The following is a 13669-nucleotide window of genomic DNA, read 5'->3' as shown; positions in this document are numbered from 1 at the left end:
CCCTCGCGCGGCGGTTGAAGATCAGGCTAACGGTCGTCGGCCCAACACCGCGGTTCCGACACGCACGCATGTCGAACCCCACCGAACCGCTTGCTCGAGATCACCGGACATTCCGGCCGACAGTTCGGTCGCCTCCGGGTGGTTCCGGAGGACCTGCTCGTGCAGGCGCGCGAGTTGCTCGAACGCCGCGTCGGGGTCCCAGCCGAGCGGCGGCACCCCCATCAACCCCGCCAGTTCCAGCCCGTCCGCGCCGGCCACCGCGGCCGCCAAGGCTTCCAGATCGGCCGCGACCACCCCGCCGCGCTGCGGGTCGCCATCCAGGCTGACCTGCAGCAATACCCGGATCGGTGTGGTGCGATCACCGGACTCCTGCGCGGCGCGCGCTCCGGCCGCGACGGCGTCGGCGAGCCGGATGCTGTCGACCGAATGGATCGTGTGCGCCCACCGGGCCACCGCGCGCGCCTTGTTGCGTTGCAGGCGGCCGATCATGTGCCAGGCGACGCCGGGGTCGGTGACCGATTCACGGAACCGGGCGATCTTCGGCGTGGCCTCCTGTTCCCGGGATTCGCCGAAGGATCGGCATCCGAGTTCGTGCAGCAGGATCGCGTCGGAGGCCGGGAAGTACTTGGTCACCACCAGCAGGGCCACGTCGCCGGGCGCGCGGCCGGCCGCCCGGGCCGCCTCGTCCAGGCGGGCACGCACCGCGGCGAGGGCCTCGGCGAGCTCGGCGCGCCGAGCGTCCGTGGCTCCGTCTTCGCTCATTCGGAATGCTCCGACGGCTGTTCCTCGAGCCAGATCACCGACGCGAGCCGGCCCGTGGGGGCGGAGCGCCGGTGACTGAAGAGCATCGTGTCCTCGATGGTGCACCGCGGGTCCTCGGCGACCGCGGCGACGCCGAGCGACAGCAGCTGGCGGCGCAGGCCGGCGCGCAGGTCCAGGCCGGGGGTGCCCTTCACGGTGCGGGTGGCACTGCCGGGCAGGTGCGCTTCGACGTCGTCGCGCATCGCCGCGGGAACCTCATAGTGACGGCCGCTCGCCGCCGGTCCGAGGAACGCGCCGATCCGCTCGGGGCGCGCCCCGAGATCGACCATCGCTTCGACGACCTTGGGCACGATCCCGATGCGGGCCCCGATCCGGCCGGCGTGGGCGGCGGCGACGACGCCGGCCTCCTCGTCGGACAGCAGCACCGACACACAGTCGGCGCTGAGGGTGACGAGGGCGAGACCGACCTCGCGGGTGACCAGCGCGTCGGTGGCGGGCACCGGGCCGTCGACCGGACCGTCCACCACGGTGACGTTGCGGCTGTGGATCTGTTCCATCCACACGAACCGCTCGAACGGCAGCCCGATCACCGACGCGAGGCGGCGGCGGTTCGCGTCGACGGCGGCCGGGTCGTCACCGACGTGGTCGCCCAGGTTGAACGAGTCGTACGGGGGTGCGGACACGCCGCCGGCACGCGTGGTGACGACCCTGCGTGCGCGGAGCGTCCTCTGCGACACCGTCACCGTCGCATGAAGATCGGCACGTCGACGTCGTCGTCGCCGTCCTCGTCGTCGACGGGCACGGGACGCGGCTGGACGCTGCCGGGCGCGCCGACGGCTCCGGCGCCGGCGGTGGGCGCCGGCTCACGGACGGCTTCCTCGGCCCGCTCGCTGCGGCCGAGTTCCCCCGCGCGAGCCGGGCTGATCGTGCCGGTACGGGCGGCCGGCTGGGCGGGTGCCTCGACCGGACGTCGGGCCGGGGTCCCACCGTCGAATCCGGCCGCGATGACGGTGACCCGGACCTCGTCGCCGAGGGAGTCGTCGATCACCGTGCCGAAGATGATGTTGGCGTCGATGTGCGCGGCTTCCTGCACGAGCGAGGCCGCCTCGTTGATCTCGAACAGACCGAGGTCGGAGCCACCGGCGATGGACAGCAGCACGCCGCGGGCGCCTTCCATGGACGCTTCGAGCAGAGGCGAGTTGATGGCGGCCTCGGCAGCCTTGATGGCCCGGCCCTCCCCTCGCGCCGAACCGATGCCCATGAGGGCGCTGCCGGCGCCCGACATGACGCCCTTCACGTCCGCGAAGTCGACGTTGATCAGACCCGGGGTGGTGATGAGGTCGGTGATGCCCTGAACACCGTTGAGCAGCACCTCGTCCGCGGAACGGAATGCATCCATGAGGCTGACGGCGGCGTCGCCGAGCTGGAGCAGCCGGTCGTTGGGGATCACGATGAGCGTGTCGCACGATTCGCGCAGCGTCTGGATGCCGGTGTCGGCCTGGCTGCCGCGGCGCTTGCCCTCGAACGAGAACGGCCGGGTCACGACACCGACGGTCAGCGCACCGAGCTTGCGCGCGATGCTGGCGACGACGGGTGCACCACCGGTACCGGTGCCGCCGCCCTCACCGGCGGTGACGAAGACCATGTCGGCGCCCTTGAGCACCTCCTCGATCTCGTCCTTGTGGTCCTCGGCGGCCTTGCGGCCGACCTCGGGATCGGCGCCGGCGCCGAGACCGCGGGTCAGTTCGCGTCCCACGTCGAGCTTGACGTCGGCATCGGACATCAGGAGAGCCTGCGCGTCGGTATTGACGGCGATGAACTCGACTCCCTTGAGTCCCTGCTCGATCATGCGGTTGACCGCATTCACGCCGCCACCGCCGATACCGACGACCTTGATTACGGCGAGGTAGTTGTGCGGGGGCGTCATGGGCTCTCGCCTTCCTGGTTTCGGGTCACGCTTCGATCGATCGATGTCTCGTACATGTTGGGCTACCGGGCAAACCCTCAACCACAGGTTGAAGGTTATGTCAAGTAACCGGACTGAGGCGAAACGCTATGGCACTGCGACCGCCATATGCCAGCAGACGCGCCGACGACTCGCCACGAATTTCCGCGCATCACGTCACCGCACCGTCGGCAGGTCCGGAGCGGCCACGTCGTAGGTCTGTCCCGGCTGGGTGAGCAGGTGGGTCACGACCGCCGCCTTCCGGTCCGACCGGTCGGTTCCACCCCACACCACGACCCGGCCGTCCAGCAGGGTCAGCGAGATGTCCGTCGGGGACGCCGCGGCCACCTCCGTCACCTGGAACCGCAGTTCGGGAGGCAACACGCCGAGGACCTCGAGCGCCGCCACCGTCGCCGGATCGCCGGTACCGGGGGTCGCGGTGACCAGTCGCGGTGTCTGCATCGGCGGCGGCTCCACCGCGAAGTCGACACCCTCGGCGTCGACCGAATGCGTCCCGTCGGGCGCCTCGAAGTACACCTCGGCGACCCGTTCGGTCACGGTGACCCGCACGGTCGACGGATAGACCCGCTGGACCCGCACCTCCGCGGCACGCGGCAACTCCGCCACGCGTTGCGCCGCGGCGGCGGTGTCGACCCGCAGCAGCGGGGTTCCCTCCGCGACGGCGAGCTGCGCGAGCACGTCCTCCCGCGGAATCGTCTCGGCACCGACGACCTCGACCGTGCGCACGGACAGCAGGGGCGACAGCCACGCGACCGCGATGATCGCCAGCACGCCGATCACCACGCCGACACCGATGAGCACCGTGCGCAGCCGGACCGACCGGCCGGAAGGCCGCCGCGCAGCCGCGCGTGTCGTGCGTCGCCGGGCGGACCGGGTCGGTGTCTCGGTCACGGGCGGCCCGACCCCGATCCGTCGACGGGACCCGACCGGAACCGGCCGGGCTTGCTGCGCAGCGCGTCGAGGATCTGCCGTCCGAGCATCGTCACGTCACCGGCACCCATCGTGATGACGATGTCGCCGGGGCGGCTCAGCTGTGCCACCTGACGCGGCACCAGGGACAGATCCGGCTGGTAGTGCACCGGCTTGGACACCGCCTGCGCGACCAGGGCGCCGCTCACGCCGGGGATCGGTTCTTCGCGCGCACCGTAGACGTCGAGGACGACCACCTCGTCCGCGAGATCGAGCGCCGAACCGAACTGCTCGGCGAACGTCTCGGTCCGCGAGTACAGGTGCGGCTGGAACACGACGATCACGCGGGGGCGTTCGGTGCCGGATTCGGCGTACCGCAGCGGTTCGCCTGCCACGAGTTCCGCGGCGGCGGCGAGCACGGCCCGCACCTCCGTCGGATGGTGGGCGTAGTCGTCGAACACCCGCACACCGTGCTCACGGCCGCTGTACTGGAAACGCCGGTGCACGCCACCGAATCCGGCCAGGCCCTCGATGGCCTCGTCGACCGGGGCGCCGGCCTCGAGCGCCGCGACCAGGGCCGCGAGCGCGTTGAGGGCCATGTGGCGGCCGGGTACCGACAGCCGAACCGTGCGCGGGGCGTCCTCGCCGGCGAGGTGGAATTCGGCGACACCGCCGACGTCCTTGGCCTCCCATGCGACCAGCCGGACCGCGACCGGGACACCGTCGGCGTGGTCGCCGGTGCCGATCGTGTCGGCCGAGCCGTACCCGGCGACGCGCAGTCCCGGGATGTCACGCTCGACGACGCGGCGGGCCAGTGCCGCCGAACCCGGATCGTCCAGGCACACCACGAGCAGCCCACCGGGCGCGATCCGGCCGACGAAGTCGTCGAACACCTGCGTGTACGCCTCGGGGGTGCCGAAGAAGTCGAGGTGATCCGCCTCGACGTTCGTCACGATCACCACGTTCGGCTCGTACTGCAGCAGCGATCCGTCGCTCTCGTCGGCCTCGGCGACGAACACGTCGCCGCTGCCCTGATGGGCGTTGGTGCCGGACTCGTTCAACTCGCCGCCGACCGCGAACGACGGATCGAACCCGCAGTGCTGCAACGTGACCACCAGCATCGACGTCGTCGACGTCTTGCCGTGGGTGCCGGAGACCAGGAACGTGTGGTGTCCGCGCATCAGCGAGGCGAGCACCGCCGGGCGCAGCAGCACGGGGATGCCCCGCTCGTGCGCCGCGACCAGTTCCGGATTGTCCTTCGGGATCGCGGCGTGCGTGGTCACCACCGCGGTCGGTCCACCCTCGAGCAGGTCCAGGGCGCTCGCGTCGTGCCCGATGCGGACGGTAGCCCCTCGCGCGCGGAGGGCCAGCACTCCGCGGCTCTCCTTCGCGTCCGATCCCGACACCTGGCCGCCGCGAGCCAGCAGGATCCGCGCGATGCCGGACATTCCGGCTCCGCCGATCCCCACCATGTGCACCCGCTCCAGTTCGGCGGGTAGCTGCTCGCTCATCGATCACTCCTGTTCGTGCCCGCACCGGCCACGTCGAGCACGATCCGGGCGACTTCGTCTGCCGCGCTGCGGTGTCCCGCTCCGGCGGCGCGGCGCCCCATCTCGGTGAGCCGCTGCACGTCGGCGAGAAGCGGGATCACCGAGTCCACCACGAACGCCGGCGTCAGGTCGGCGTCCGAGACGATCATCCCACCCCCGGCCGCGGCGACCGGACGGGCGTTCAGTTCCTGCTCACCGTTGCCGTGCGGAAGCGGCACGTACACCGCCGGCAGCCCCACCGCCGACACCTCGGCGACGGTCATGGCGCCGGATCGGCAGATCACCGCGTCCGCCGCGGAGTACGCCAGATCCATGCGTTCGAGGTACGGCACCGCCACGTAGGGGAATCGGTCGTGATCGGGGTGTTCGGGCACGTCGAGGGTGTTCTTGGGACCGTGCGCGTGCAGCACCGAGATCCCGGCTGCGGCGAGCTCGGCGGCGGCCCCGGAGACCGCGGCGTTGAGCGACTGTGCGCCCTGCGAACCGCCGAACACCAGCAGCACCGGTCCCTCGGCGGGGAGCCCGAAGTGCCGGCGGGCCTCGGCGCGCAACGCCGCCCGATCCAGGCCGGTGATCGACGCGCGGACCGGGATCCCGACGATCTCGGCGTCACCGCGGCGGACGATGCCCGAGCCCGGGACGGCCGCGAGCACCCGGGACGCCCGCAGCGCACCGATCTTGTTGGCGATGCCGGCGCGGGCATTCGCCTCGTGCACGACGACCGGGATGCGGCGACGGCCGCGACCGGCAGCGAGATAGGCCGGCAGGGCCACGTACCCGCCGAAGCCGACGATGACATCGGCATCGACCCGGTCGAGGACCTCGCGGGTGCGCCGCACCGACGCGATCACCCGGGCGGGCAGTTTCAGCAGGTCCATCGTGGGCTTGCGGGGCAACGGGACCGGCGGGATCAGTTCGAGGGGGTAGCCGCGCTGCGGGACCAGTTTGGTCTCGAGGCCGCGTTCGGTGCCCAACGCCGTCACGGTCGCATCGGGTACCAGCGCCCGGATCGCGTCGGCCACCGCCAGGGCGGGTTCGATGTGCCCGGCGGTGCCCCCGCCGGCCACCACCACGGACAGGGCGGACTGCTCCCCACTCACCTACGATTTCCTCGCTCTCCGGTTCTTCGGTCTCTGCCGTCGCCGTTCGTCCTGCGAGCGGCGTTCGATCGACGACCGCCGTTCGCCGTGCGGTCGTTCGCTGTGCGTCCCTTGGCCGTCCGGTCCTCGGCTGTGCGGCCGGTCCCCCGCCGGTCGTTCGCAGCGCGGGTGCGGCCCGCGCGCTGGTCGGCAGCGCGCGCTTTCGTGTCGCGCTCGGCCCGGCCCCGAGCCGGAGCGGATCCACGCCGGGGTCCGGGCGTCCGCGTCGCCGCCGCCCGGATCGGCAGGTACGCCTCCGGCTTGCGGAGGCGCAGCAACCGGCCGAAACGGCCGTCCTGACCGGCGTGCAGCGCCGCGATCGCCTCCGGTTCGTGACGCGCGGCGTTCGCGATCAACCCGAACATGAGCAGGGTCGTCGCGGTCGACGTACCGCCGGCGGACACCAGCGGGAGCTGCAGGCCCGTCACCGGCAACAGTCCGACGACGTAACCGATGTTGATGAACGCCTGCCCGATGATCCAGGTCGTGGCGGTCGCGGTGAGCAGCCGCAGGAACGGATCGACCGAGCGCATCGCGATGCGCAGGCCCACGTACGCGAACAGACCGAACAGGCCGATGACCGCGACCCCGCCGAGGAAGCCGAGTTCCTCGCCGATGATCGCGAAGATGAAGTCGTTGTGCGCGTTGGGCAGATAGCTCCACTTGGCGCGGCTCTGTCCCAGGCCGCGGCCCCAGATACCGCCGTCCGCGAGGGAGAACTTCGCCTGCCGCGCCTGGTAGCCGATGCCCTGCGGGTCCTCGCCGGGGTTGAGGAACGCCCGCACACGCGCCGAGCGGTATCCGGCGGTGAGGGCGAGGACGACCGCGAAGGCGGTTGCGGTGCCGACGATCCCGAGGAACACGCGCAGCGGCAGTCCCGCGAACCACAGCAGAGCGAGCACGATGATCGCCAGGGAGATGGTGGTGCCGAGGTCGGGCTGGAGCACGATCAGACCGGTCACGAGCAGCGCCGCCGGGATCAGCGGGACCAGCATGTCCTTGAGCGTGCTGTGTTCGCCGCGGCGCGTCGCGAGCAGGTGCGCGCCCCACACCGCGAACGCGATCTTCGCCAGCTCGGACGGCTGGATGGAGATGCCGGCGATGACGAACCAGCCTCGCGTGCCCTGCGATTCGGTGCCGATGCCGGGGATGAGCACGAGCGCGAGCATCACGACGGTCGCAGCCAGCGCCGGGAACGACAATCTGCGCAGCATCCGCACCGGCACCTGCAGCGCGATGTAGAACACCACGAAACCGAGGATCGCGAAGATCACCTGGGAGGTGAACAGACCGTAGGCTGACCCGTCGCTGGCGACCGCCTCGACACTCGACGAGGACAGCACCATCACCAGGCCGAGCACGGTGAGCAGCACCGCGATCGTGACGACCAGGTGGAAGGACGCGAGCGGCCGGGCCATCCACTGTCCGACGCGGCCTCGCGCGGTCGCGGCGGTCTGGGTGGATGCCGGCGAACCGCCGGGCGCGGTGGTCGTCACCCCTCCGACCCGCCCCCGTGCTGTTCGGAACCCTGCTGTTCGACGCCCTGTAGCGACTCGACGGCCGCCGCGAAGCTGCGGCCGCGCTCGGCATAGTCCGCGAACATGTCCAGCGACGCCGCGGCCGGGGCCAGCAGCACCGCGTCACCCGGCGACGCCAGCGCCGCGGCCTCGCGCACCACGACCTGCATCGCGGCGGGGCCGTCGGCACCCGGCAACGGGACCCGGCGCACGGCGCCGGCAGACTCGGGGCTGGTCACCGATCCATCGTCGCGCGTGTCGACGTGGACGACGGGGACCTGCGGGGCGTGTCGCGCCAGCGCTTCGGCGATCCGGTCGGCGTCACGGCCGATCAACACCGCCGCGCGCAGCCTCGGCGCAACCTCCGCGACGAGGTCGTCGACCTGGGCACCCTTGAGCAGCCCACCGGCCACCCAGACCACGCTCTCGCGCGCCAGCAGCGACGTGCGCGCCGCGTGCGGGTTGGTGGCCTTGGAATCGTCGACGTACTCGACGCCGTCGACGGTACCGACGGGCGCGGCGCGGTGCGGCCCGACCCGGTGGCGGCGCAGGCCGTCGTGGACCGCGGATTCCGGTACGTCGATCGACCGGGCGAGCGCCGCGGCGGCCAGCGCGTCGGACAGCCCGGCGGGCCCGGCGGGCGAGACGTCGGCGACGGCCGCCAACACGGCCGAATCCGCGAAGGCGCGATCCACCAGGACGTCGCCGCTGATGCCGAGTTCCCCGCGCTGCGGGTAGCCGAGAGTGAATCCGACGGTGACGACGGCCTGGGACCGGTCACGCAGTCCCCCGGCGATCGGATCGTCGAGACCGAGCACCCCGACGGTGCCGGTGAGCACACGGGCCTTCGCGTCGATGTAGCCCTCGATGCCGCCGTGCCAGTCGAGATGGTCCTCCGCGATGTTGAGAACGACCCCTGCCTCGGGCTGCACCGACGGCGCCCAGTGCAACTGGAACGACGACAGTTCGACGGCGAGGACCTCGGCGCGCGGCTCGGTGCGCCGCAGCGCGTCGAGGATCGGCAGGCCGATGTTGCCGCAGGCCACCGACGCCAGACCGGCGGCCTCGAGGATCGCGTGCAGCATCATCGTGGTGGTGGTCTTGCCGTTGGTTCCGGTCACCACGAGCCAGCGGCGGGGCGGACCGTAGATCTCGGCGCGGTCGATCCGCCAGGACAGTTCGACGTCGCCCCAGATCGGGACCGCGGCACCGGCGGCGTGCGAGAGCAGCGGTGCGTCGGGCGCGAACCCTGGGCTCGTGACCACGAGCGCGAACCGGCGCAGCGCCTCCGGATGCGCCTCGGCCTCGGCGACGAGCTCGTCGAGACCGACGGTGTCGGCGCCGAGTTCACGGCAGCGTTCGAGGGCCTCGGCGCTGCGGTCGGTGACCGTCACCTGCGCCCCGAGGTCGGTGAGCGGGGTGACGACGGCACGTCCGGAGATCCCGGCGCCCGCGACGAGCACCCGGGTCCCGCGCAGCCATTCCAGTTCGTGCGTCACCGCGTCAGTCCCCGATCGCCGATAGATATTCGCTGTAGAACAGGGCCATGCCGACGGCCGAGGCGATGGCCGCGAGCAACCAGAACCGGATGATGACCGTGGTTTCGGCCCAGCCTCCGAGCTCGAAGTGGTGGTGGAACGGCGCCATCCGGAACACGCGCCTGCGGCTGGACCGGAACACGGCCACCTGGATGACCACCGACGCGGCCTCGGCGACGAACAGCGCACCGATGACGACCATGAGCAGCTCGGTGCGGGTGGTGACCGACAGGCCGGCGAGCATGCCGCCGAGCGCGAGCGAACCCGTGTCGCCCATGAAGATCTTGGCCGGGGCCGCGTTCCACCACAGGAACCCGATGCAGGCCGCGGCGCCGGCGGCGCACAGCAGCGCCAGATCGAGGGGGTCGCGCACGTCGTAGCAGCCCTTGCCCGGTTCGGCGACACAGGAGTTGCGGTACTGCCAGAACGTGATGATGACGTAGGCGCCGAGCACCAGGCTCATCGAGCCGGCCGCGAGACCGTCGAGGCCGTCGGTGAGGTTCACCGCGTTCGACCAGGCGCTGACCAGCAGGTACACGAACAGGATGAAGACGACCGAGCCCATCGACACCGTGGCGATGTCGCGGACGTAGGACAGATGCGTGCTGCCGGGGGTCAGGCCGCTGTCGTTGCGGAACTGCAGCGCGAGGATGCCGAACGCGACCGCGGCGATGAGCTGGCCGACCAGCTTGGCGGTCTTGTTCAGTCCGAGGTTGCGCTGCTTGCGGATCTTGATGAAGTCGTCGAGGAATCCGACGCCGCCGAGCGCGGTGGTCAGGCCCAGCACCAGCAGACCGGACGCGGTCGGGCCCTCCGCGTCGTATCCGAGACCGATCAGATGCGATCCCCAGTACCCTGCCCACAGGCCGGCGAGGATCGCGACGCCACCCATCGTGGGGGTGCCACGCTTGGCCTGATGGCTCTGCGGCCCCTCGACGCGGATCTCCTGGCCGAAGCCCTGCCGCGTGAACGCCTTGATCAGCACCGGCGTGAGCAGGATCGACACCGCCAGCGCGATGCCGGCAGCGAAAAGGATCTGTCTCACCGTGCAGCCTCCGTTTCCACACCAGAATCAGTGTTCCCGGTTCCGGCACCGAGAACCGCGTCCGCGACCGACCACAGGCCGACCGACTGCGACGCCTTCACCAGGACGACGTCGCCCGGTTCGAGTTCGTCTTCGAGAAGTGCGATCGCCGCGTCCGCATCCGGAACGTGGCTGGCTTCCTCGCCCCAGGATCCTTCCATCACCGCGCCCTGGAAGAGGCCGCGGACCGGGCGCGTCGCGCCGACGGCGATGATCCGGGTGACGTCGAGGCGCACCGCGAGGCGGCCGATGCGGTCGTGTTCCACGACCGAGTCGTCGCCCAGCTCCCCCATCTCGCCGAGCACCGCGAACGTCCGCCGCGGCGTGTCCCCGGCACGTGCCATGGTCACCAGCGCCTTGAGCGCGGCCCGCATCGAATCGGGGTTCGCGTTGTAGGCGTCGTCGATGACGGTGACACCGTCGGCGCGGGTCCGCACCGCCATGCGGTGCGCCGACACGGGCGCGGCACCGCCGAGCGCGGCCGCGATCTGTTCGAGGGTCGCGCCGCATTCGAGGGCGGTCGCAGCGGCGGTCAGCGCGTTGCCGACGTGGTGCTCGCCGTGCACGGCCAGCGTGACGTCGGCGCTGCGCCGGCCACCCTCGGCGTCCGGATCGGTGACGACGAGCGTGAACGACGCGCGCGCCGAGTCGTCGAGGTGCACGTTCTCGGCGCGCACCGTGGCCGTGGGACTGCTGCCGACGAAGACGACGCGGGCGTTCGTGCGGGAGGCCATCTTCACGACCAGGGGGTCGTCGGCGTTGAGGATCGCGACACCGCCGTCGGCGACCGACGGCAGGGACTCGACGAGCTCGCCCTTGGTCTGCGCGATGACCTCCTGCGATCCGAATTCGCCGAGATGCGCGGTGCCGACGTTGAGCACGGCGCCGATGCGCGGGGGTGCCACCGCGGCCAGGGCCGCGATGTGGCCGGGGCCGCGCGCCGACATCTCGAGCACCAGGTAGCGGGTGTCGCGGGTGGCGCGCAGTGCTGTCCACGGATGGCCGAGTTCGTTGTTGAACGATCCGGGTGGAGCGACGACCTCGCCGAGTGGCGCCAGCACCGCAGCCAGCAGATCCTTGGTCGACGTCTTGCCGGCGGACCCGGTGACGCCCACGACGGTCAGGCCGGTGGCGGTCAGGTCGTCGACGACGGCCCGCGCGAGCCGGCCGAGGGCCGCGAGGACCGCCGCGCCGGAGCCGTCGGTGTCGTGTTCGAAGGCGAGCGAGTTGGTCTCGGTCCGCGGAACCGGGGGCACCACGATCGCCGGGACGCCGACCGGCCGGGCGGCCAGCACGGCGACCGCACCTGCGGCGACGGCCGCAGCAGCATGGTCGTGTCCGTCGGATCGGGCGCCGGGTAGCGCGAGGAACAGCCCACCCGGTCCGATCCGCCGCGAATCGAACTCGACGGTGCCGGTCACCTCCGCCGACGGGTCGTCCACGTCGTGCAGGGTCCCACCGACGACCTCCGCGATGCGGGCCAGGGTCATCGGGATCATGCTGTTCCTCCATCTCGGGTGACGCCCGTGCCGTTCCGGCCGGATTCGTCGGCTGCGTGTGCCGGGCGCAGGGCCCGGAGACGCTCGAGAGCGTCCGCCAGCACCTCCCGGTCGTCGAAGGGGTACTTGACCCCGTTGATCTCCTGGCCGCGCTCGTGTCCCTTGCCGGCGACGAGCACGATGTCGCCGGGGCTGGCCCAGCGGACCGCCGTTTCGATCGCGGCGGCGCGGTCGCCGATCTCGAGGATCTCGCCGCGTTCGGCGTCCGGCACCGAACGGGCTCCGTCGAGCAACGCCGCGCGGATGGTCGCGGGATCCTCGGTGCGCGGGTTGTCGTCGGTGACGACGACGAGTTCGGCGCCGCGGGCCGCGGCGGCGCCCATGAGGGCGCGTTTGCCGCGGTCGCGGTCGCCCCCGGCACCGACGACCACCGCGATGCGTCCGCTGCTGCGGCCCCGCAGGGTGGCGACCACCGCTTCCAGCGCGGCCGGTTTGTGCGCGTAGTCGACGACGGCCAGGAAGTCCTGGCCACGGTCGACGAGTTCGACCCGGCCGGGGACCGACACCGACGCGATGCCCTCGGCGGCGGTGTCCGGGTCGACACCGGCGGCGGCGCACACCGCGGTGGCCAGCGCGGCGTTGGCGATGTTGTAGTGGCCGGGCAGCCGAACCCGTACCCGGTGCGCGGTGCCGTCGGGTCCGGTCAGGGTGAAGCACTGGGAGCCGTCGGTCTCGGCGGTCGCAGCGGTCGCGGTCCAGTCCGCGGCCGGTACGGTCGGGGACGTGGCGACGGTGGCGACAGCGCTCGGGTCGGCAGGGCCCGGGTGGGCGGCGCGAGCGATCTCGGCCATCCGGACACCCCACTCGTCGTCGACGCACACCACGGCCCGTGCCGCGCTGTGCGGCGACCCCGCGGCGAACAGCAGGGCCTTCGCGGCGAAGTAGTCGTCGAGGTCCTTGTGGAAGTCCAGGTGGTCCTGCGACAGGTTGGTGAACGCGCCGATCGCGAATCCGACGCCGCCGACCCGGCCGAGAGCCAGGGCGTGGCTCGACACCTCCATCACGACGGTGTCGATGCCGCGTTCGAGCATCGCGGCGAACAGCGCGTGCAGTTGCGGTGCCTCGGGGGTGGTGAGCGCGCTGGGGACGCGACGGCCCGCGATGCGGGTCTCGACCGTCCCGACGAGCCCGGTGGACCGGCCGGCGGCGACCAGCCCGGCTTCGACGAGGTACGCGGTGGTGGTCTTGCCGGAGGTGCCGGTGATGCCGATGACCTGCATCCGGCGCGAGGGGTGGCCGTAGACGGCGGCGGAGACCGCACCGAGCACCGACCGCGGGTCGTCGTGCACGAGGACGGGCGTGGGGGCGGTGACCGTCGCGGCGACGAGGTCGCGTCCCGCCGAATCGGTGAGCACCGCGACCGCGCCGCGTTCGAGTGCGGTCGCGGCGAACTGGGCGCCGTGCGCGTGGGCGCCGGGAAGCGCCGCGAACAGGTCGCCGGGTTGCACGGCCTGGGCGCGCAGGTCGATGCCGGTGACGGTGTCCGCCGGATCTGCGGTGCCCGCGTAATCGTCCGGGACCACGATCGTGTGGTGGGCGCCGACCGCGTCTGCCAGCTCCCGGAGCCGAGTCGCCGGTGGATGTTCGGGTCTCAGCCCCTCCGTGGGAGGGGACGGATCCGGACTCGGGGGCACAGGCACCAGGT

The 13669-nt window shown here is 71.9% G+C and carries 11 protein-coding genes; all 11 read right to left on the bottom strand.

Annotated features, from left to right (window positions below):
- Positions 1-21: 21 nt before the first annotated feature.
- A complete protein-coding gene (locus ACWDTS_RS18105; protein ID WP_450118748.1) occupies positions 22-762 on the bottom strand; it encodes a YggS family pyridoxal phosphate-dependent enzyme in 741 nt (246 codons plus the stop codon).
- Positions 759-1505 carry a peptidoglycan editing factor PgeF gene (pgeF, locus tag ACWDTS_RS18100; protein WP_450118747.1) on the bottom strand — a complete coding sequence of 249 codons (747 nt, stop codon included), beginning with the start codon at positions 1503-1505 and terminating at the stop codon, positions 759-761. Before pgeF ends, ACWDTS_RS18105 begins: the two co-directional genes overlap by 4 nt.
- Positions 1502-2689: a cell division protein FtsZ gene (gene ftsZ, locus ACWDTS_RS18095; protein ID WP_197254136.1), complete on the bottom strand. Its 1188-nt coding sequence runs from the start codon at positions 2687-2689 to the stop codon at positions 1502-1504. Before ftsZ ends, pgeF begins: the two co-directional genes overlap by 4 nt.
- Positions 2690-2884: 195 nt before the next feature.
- Positions 2885-3538 (bottom strand): cell division protein FtsQ/DivIB, encoded by a 654-nt coding sequence (locus tag ACWDTS_RS18090; protein WP_197254158.1) that lies wholly within the window; start codon positions 3536-3538, stop codon positions 2885-2887.
- A 77-nt stretch (positions 3539-3615) separates the two neighbouring features.
- Positions 3616-5148 carry a UDP-N-acetylmuramate--L-alanine ligase gene (gene murC / locus ACWDTS_RS18085; RefSeq protein WP_197254134.1) on the bottom strand — a complete coding sequence of 511 codons (1533 nt, stop codon included), beginning with the start codon at positions 5146-5148 and terminating at the stop codon, positions 3616-3618.
- Entirely contained in the window at positions 5145-6287 is a 1143-nt protein-coding gene (gene murG / locus ACWDTS_RS18080; RefSeq protein WP_450118746.1) for an undecaprenyldiphospho-muramoylpentapeptide beta-N-acetylglucosaminyltransferase, read from the bottom strand. Before murG ends, murC begins: the two co-directional genes overlap by 4 nt.
- Positions 6284-7744: a putative lipid II flippase FtsW gene (ftsW, locus tag ACWDTS_RS18075; RefSeq protein ID WP_450118763.1), complete on the bottom strand. Its 1461-nt coding sequence runs from the start codon at positions 7742-7744 to the stop codon at positions 6284-6286. The genes murG and ftsW overlap by 4 nt, the downstream gene beginning before the upstream one ends.
- A gap of 74 nt (positions 7745-7818) precedes the next feature.
- A complete protein-coding gene (murD, locus tag ACWDTS_RS18070; RefSeq protein WP_450118745.1) occupies positions 7819-9342 on the bottom strand; it encodes a UDP-N-acetylmuramoyl-L-alanine--D-glutamate ligase in 1524 nt (507 codons plus the stop codon).
- Positions 9343-9346: 4 nt separating this feature from the next.
- Positions 9347-10426, bottom strand: coding sequence for a phospho-N-acetylmuramoyl-pentapeptide-transferase (mraY, locus tag ACWDTS_RS18065; protein WP_197254128.1), 1080 nt, complete (start codon positions 10424-10426; stop codon positions 9347-9349).
- A complete protein-coding gene (locus ACWDTS_RS18060; RefSeq protein ID WP_450118744.1) occupies positions 10423-11964 on the bottom strand; it encodes a UDP-N-acetylmuramoyl-tripeptide--D-alanyl-D-alanine ligase in 1542 nt (513 codons plus the stop codon). The genes mraY and ACWDTS_RS18060 overlap by 4 nt, the downstream gene beginning before the upstream one ends.
- Positions 11961-13664, bottom strand: coding sequence for a UDP-N-acetylmuramoyl-L-alanyl-D-glutamate--2,6-diaminopimelate ligase (locus tag ACWDTS_RS18055; RefSeq protein ID WP_450118743.1), 1704 nt, complete (start codon positions 13662-13664; stop codon positions 11961-11963). Before ACWDTS_RS18055 ends, ACWDTS_RS18060 begins: the two co-directional genes overlap by 4 nt.
- Positions 13665-13669: the final 5 nt, after the last annotated feature.

The sequence above is a fragment of the Rhodococcus sp. NPDC003383 genome, from assembly GCF_053589115.1.
The sequence above is the reverse complement of the archived record's forward strand: the minus strand, read 5'-3'. Positions and strand labels throughout refer to the sequence as shown.

Bases quoted from the DNA above. Each gene is read 5' to 3' on its own strand.
- ACWDTS_RS18105 (WP_450118748.1), bottom strand. From the start codon at position 762: ATGAGCGAAGACGGAGCCACGGACGCTCGGCGCGCCGAGCTCGCCGAG.
- ftsZ (WP_197254136.1), bottom strand. From the start codon at position 2,689: ATGACGCCCCCGCACAACTACCTCGCCGTAATCAAGGTCGTCGGTATC.
- murC (WP_197254134.1), bottom strand. From the start codon at position 5,148: ATGAGCGAGCAGCTACCCGCCGAACTGGAGCGGGTGCACATGGTGGGG.
- ftsW (WP_450118763.1), bottom strand. From the start codon at position 7,744: ATGGCCCGGCCGCTCGCGTCCTTCCACCTGGTCGTCACGATCGCGGTG.
- ACWDTS_RS18060 (WP_450118744.1), bottom strand. From the start codon at position 11,964: ATGATCCCGATGACCCTGGCCCGCATCGCGGAGGTCGTCGGTGGGACC.